Genomic DNA, 4040 nt, shown 5'->3' with positions numbered 1-4040 from the left:
ATTTCCAGCTCGATCAGGAACTTGTCGACCACGCGCAGGATGTGCTCGAAGCCCAGCGGCTGGAACTGCACCACCGCATCGAGGCGGTTGCGGAATTCCGGCGTGAAGCTCTTGCGCAGGATTTCCATCGCGTCGGTGGCGTGATCCTGGCGGGTGAAGCCGATCGAACGCCGCGAGGCCTGGGCCGCGCCGGCATTGGTGGTCATCACCAGCACCACGTTCTTGAAGTTGGCTTCGCGCCCGTTGGTGTCGGTGAGCACGCCACGGTCCATGACCTGCAGCAGGATGTTGAAGATGTCCGGGTGGGCTTTTTCCACCTCGTCCAGCAGCAGCACGCAGTGCGGGGTCTTGACGATCTTCTCGGTGAGCAGGCCGCCCTGGTCGAAGCCAACATAGCCCGGGGGCGCACCGATCAGGCGACTGATCGAATGCGGCTCCATGTACTCGCTCATGTCGAAGCGGACCAGCTCGATGCCCAGCTGCAGCGCAAGCTGCTTGGTCACCTCGGTCTTGCCCACACCGGTGGGACCGGCGAACAGGAAGTTGCCGATCGGCTTTTCCGGGTTGGCCAGGCCGGAACGGGCCAGCTTGATCGCCGACGACAGCGTCTCGATGGCCGGATCCTGGCCGAAGATCACCATCTTCAGGTTGCGCTCCAGGTGCTGCAGCACGTCCTTGTCGGTGGCGCTGACCTGCTTGGCCGGGATACGCGCCATCTTGGCCACGATCGTTTCGATTTCCTCGATGTCGATCAGCTCCTTGCGCTCGCCCTCGGGCAACAGGCGCTGGCGGGCGCCGGCTTCGTCGATCACGTCGATCGCCTTGTCCGGCAGCAGACGGTCACCGATGTGCTTGACCGACAGGTCCACCGCGGCCTGCAGCGCATCGTCGGCGTAGGTCACGCCGTGGTGCGCTTCGTAACGCGGCTTGAGGCCCTGCAGGATTTCGTAGGTTTCGCCCACGGTGGGCTCGACGATGTCGATCTTCTGGAAGCGCCGCGCCAGCGCGCGGTCCTTCTCGAAGATGCCGCGGTATTCCTGGAAGGTGGTCGACCCGATGCAGCGCAGCTCGCCCGACGCCAGGGCCGGCTTGATCAGGTTGGAGGCATCCATGGTGCCGCCCGAGGCCGACCCGGCACCGATGATGGTGTGGATCTCGTCGATGAACAGCACCGCGTTGGGCATCTTCTTCAGCGCGGTGAGCACGCCCTTGAGGCGCTTCTCGAAGTCGCCCCGGTACTTGGTGCCGGCCACCAGCGCGCCCAGGTCGAGCGAATAGATGATCGCATCGGCCAGCACGTCAGGCACCGAGCCTTCGACGATGCGCTTGGCCAGGCCTTCGGCGATGGCGGTCTTGCCCACGCCGGCCTCGCCCACGTAGAGCGGGTTGTTCTTGCGGCGGCGGCACAGCACCTGGATGGTGCGCTCGATTTCGTCGCGACGACCGACCAGCGGGTCGATCCGACCGTTCCGTGCGGCCTCGTTGAGGTTGCTGGCAAACTCCGCCAGCGCATCGCCCTTGCCTTCGCCCTCGCCGCCCTCGGCGCGGCCTTCACCGTCGGCCGCCGGCGGCACTTCGCCGTCCTCCCCCAGCTTGGCGATGCCGTGGGACAGGTAATTGACGATATCCAGCCGGGTCACGTCCTGCTGGTTGAGGTAATACACCGCGTGGGAGTCCTTCTCGCCGAAGATGGCCACCAGCACGTTGGCGCCGGTCACCTCCTTCTTGCCCGAGGACTGCACGTGGTACACGGCCCGCTGCAGCACGCGCTGGAAGCCCAACGTGGGCTGGGTATCGCGGCCGTCATCTTCGGCCAGGCGCGAGACCGAGGCCTCGATGGCCTGTTCCAGTTCCTGGCGCAGGCGCTCGGCGTCGGCCCCGCATGCCTTCAGCACGGCTTGGGCGGACGGGTTGTCGAGCAGTGCCAGCAGCAGGTGTTCCACCGTCATGAATTCATGCCGGGCCTCACGGGCGCGCTTGTAGCACTGACCGATGGTGTGTTCGAGGTCTTTACTGAACATGTTCTACTCCGGCGGCAGGTGGGAACAATATGCGGCCTAGCTGCGCAATTTCCATCACCCTAGCGGATCGGTGCGTTCAGACGGCGTTAGCGGTCCAATACCACCCGGTTTCCCCAAGGGCCTTCCCAGCGACTCCATGATGCCTGAACTCCAGCTCACGAAATGGCAGCTTGTCCGTGATGGCGACGTCATCACCACCCCGCACGCCCGGCTGTGGCCGGTCCGCCTCCCCGACGGTTCCGCGGCCATGTTGAAGGTGAGCACGGAGGCCGAGGAGCGCAACGGCCACCGCCTGCTGCGCTGGTGGGACGGCGATGGCGCTGTGCAGCTGCTGGCCCACGACCACGAGGCGGTCCTGCTGGAACGGGCCCAACCGGGCGTTTCATTGCGCGCGATGTCCATCGCCGGGCAGGATGCGCAGGCCACGGCGCTGCTGTGCCGGACCGCCGCATGCCTGCACCGGCCGCGCGGCGCCCTGCCCGAGGGACTGGTGGACCTGCAGGACTGGTTCAAGGCGCTGCTGCAGCCCACGATCGCGTTGTCGCCATTGCTGGAACAGTGCAGATCGCTGGCATCGACAGTGCTGGCCGCCCAGATCGAGGTGCGCCCGCTGCATGGCGACCTGCACCACGACAACTTGGTCGACGGCGGCGCGCGCGGCTGGCTGGCGATCGATCCCAAGCGCCTGCTCGGCGACCGCGCCTTCGACTACACCGTGCTGTTCTGCAACCCGGACCTGTGCGGGCCGGGCATCCACGTGGCCATCCAACCGGACGTCTTTGGCCGCCGGGTGGACCAGGTCAGCGCGCTGGGGGGCCTGGGGCGCACGCGGCTGCTGCGCTGGATCGCAGCCAGCGCCGGGCTGTCGGCGGTGTGGTTCCTGGAAGATGGCAGCGCCGCCGACGTCGACCTGGCGGTGGCGGACATGGCGCTGCGTCAGCTGGCACGCACCGGCGGCTAGCCGCTGGTCTTCTCCATCGTGCACAGCAGCGGGTGCTGGTTCATGCGCGAGAATTCGTTGACCTGGGCCACCTTGGACTCGGCAACCTCACGGGTGAAGACCCCGCACACGCCGCGACCGCGGGTGTGGACGTGGAGCATCACCTGGGTGGCCTTGTCCAGGTCCATGGCAAAGAAGCTCTGCAGGACGGTCACCACGAAATCCATCGGGGTGTAGTCGTCGTTCAACAGCATCACCTGGTAGAACGGCGGCGGTGCCACCTCCGGCCGGGCCGGTTCCAGCATGACGCCGTGATCGTGGTGGGGCTCTTGGTTGGGCTCGCGGGGCATCCCCACATTATAGCGGGATTGGACGCCGCCTCTGTCGCCCTTCACAATCTGCACGTCCACCCTCACGCTTTCACAGAGATTTCATGAAAAGGATCGTCACCGCGCTGTTGCTGACCGCCACGATGTTCGGCGCCCACGCGGTCGAACCCGACAAGGCCGTGGGCCGCGTGCTCGAGCAGCTGGACTACCCCTACGAGATCGACGAGGACGGCGACTACAAGCTGGTCTTCGACGCCGGCGATGACCGCACCCAGCTGGTATTCGTGCGTTCGTCGGTGGAAGAGTTCGGCAGCCACAAGATCCGCGAGATCTGGTCGCCCGGCTACAGCTCCCCCGGCAAGCAGTTCCCCGCCGCGGTGGCCAACCGCCTGCTGGAAGACTCGCAGGACGCCAAGCTGGGCGCCTGGGTGAAGCAGGACCAGCTGGCCATGTTCGTGGTCAAGGTGGACGCCAATGCCAGTTCCACCGCGCTCAGCGAGGCCATCGATGCGGCCATGCGCGCCGCCGATGCCATGGAAAACGAACTGACCGAGACGGACGAATACTGAGGTGAATGCCGTGCAGGACCCACGCTGGACGCCCCATGTCACCGTCGCCACCGTTGTGGTGCGTGACGGGCGCCTGTTGCTGGTGGAAGAGCGGATCGACGGCCGCGATGTGCTCAACCAGCCGGCCGGCCACCTGGAGCCGGGCGAAAGCCTGGCCGCGGCCGCGGTGCGCGAGACGCTG

The 4040-nt window shown here is 66.3% G+C and carries 4 protein-coding genes and 1 pseudogene; 3 read left to right on the top strand and 2 right to left on the bottom strand.

Going from position 1 to position 4040, the window contains the following annotated elements:
- Window positions 1-2021 (bottom strand): annotated as a pseudogene (gene clpA, locus DBR34_RS18020) (ATP-dependent Clp protease ATP-binding subunit ClpA); the annotation flags it as partial.
- A gap of 139 nt (window positions 2022-2160) precedes the next feature.
- On the opposite strand from clpA, the gene DBR34_RS18015 reads away from it, so the two are divergent.
- Window positions 2161-2982: an aminoglycoside phosphotransferase family protein gene (locus DBR34_RS18015; protein WP_128097799.1), complete on the top strand. Its 822-nt coding sequence runs from the start codon at window positions 2161-2163 to the stop codon at window positions 2980-2982.
- On the opposite strand, the gene clpS is transcribed toward DBR34_RS18015, so the two are convergent.
- On the bottom strand, window positions 2979-3311 hold the full coding sequence (gene clpS / locus DBR34_RS18010) for an ATP-dependent Clp protease adapter ClpS (protein WP_038688394.1): 333 nt from the start codon (window positions 3309-3311) through the stop codon (window positions 2979-2981). The genes DBR34_RS18015 and clpS overlap by 4 nt on opposite strands.
- A gap of 83 nt (window positions 3312-3394) precedes the next feature.
- On the opposite strand from clpS, the gene DBR34_RS18005 reads away from it, so the two are divergent.
- Together DBR34_RS18005 and DBR34_RS23865 are read left to right on the top strand one after the other, a co-directional pair.
- Window positions 3395-3859, top strand: a complete 465-nt coding sequence (locus DBR34_RS18005) for a hypothetical protein (RefSeq protein ID WP_128097798.1) — start codon at window positions 3395-3397, stop codon at window positions 3857-3859.
- Window position 3860: 1 nt separating this feature from the next.
- Window positions 3861-4040 (top strand): NUDIX domain-containing protein (locus tag DBR34_RS23865; RefSeq protein ID WP_258224098.1); only part of this gene is annotated, 180 nt, incomplete at its 3' end.

The sequence above is a fragment of the Stenotrophomonas sp. HMWF003 genome, from assembly GCF_003061285.1.
GTDB classification, from domain to species: domain Bacteria; phylum Pseudomonadota; class Gammaproteobacteria; order Xanthomonadales; family Xanthomonadaceae; genus Stenotrophomonas; species Stenotrophomonas maltophilia_AP.
This window is presented reverse-complemented; position numbering and strand designations above follow the sequence as displayed.

Excerpts from the sequence above, each read along its gene's own strand:
- DBR34_RS18015 (WP_128097799.1), top strand. The coding sequence starts at position 2,161 with ATGCCTGAACTCCAGCTCACGAAATGGCAGCTTGTCCGTGATGGCGAC.
- clpS (WP_038688394.1), bottom strand. The coding sequence starts at position 3,311 with ATGCCCCGCGAGCCCAACCAAGAGCCCCACCACGATCACGGCGTCATG.
- DBR34_RS18005 (WP_128097798.1), top strand. The coding sequence starts at position 3,395 with ATGAAAAGGATCGTCACCGCGCTGTTGCTGACCGCCACGATGTTCGGC.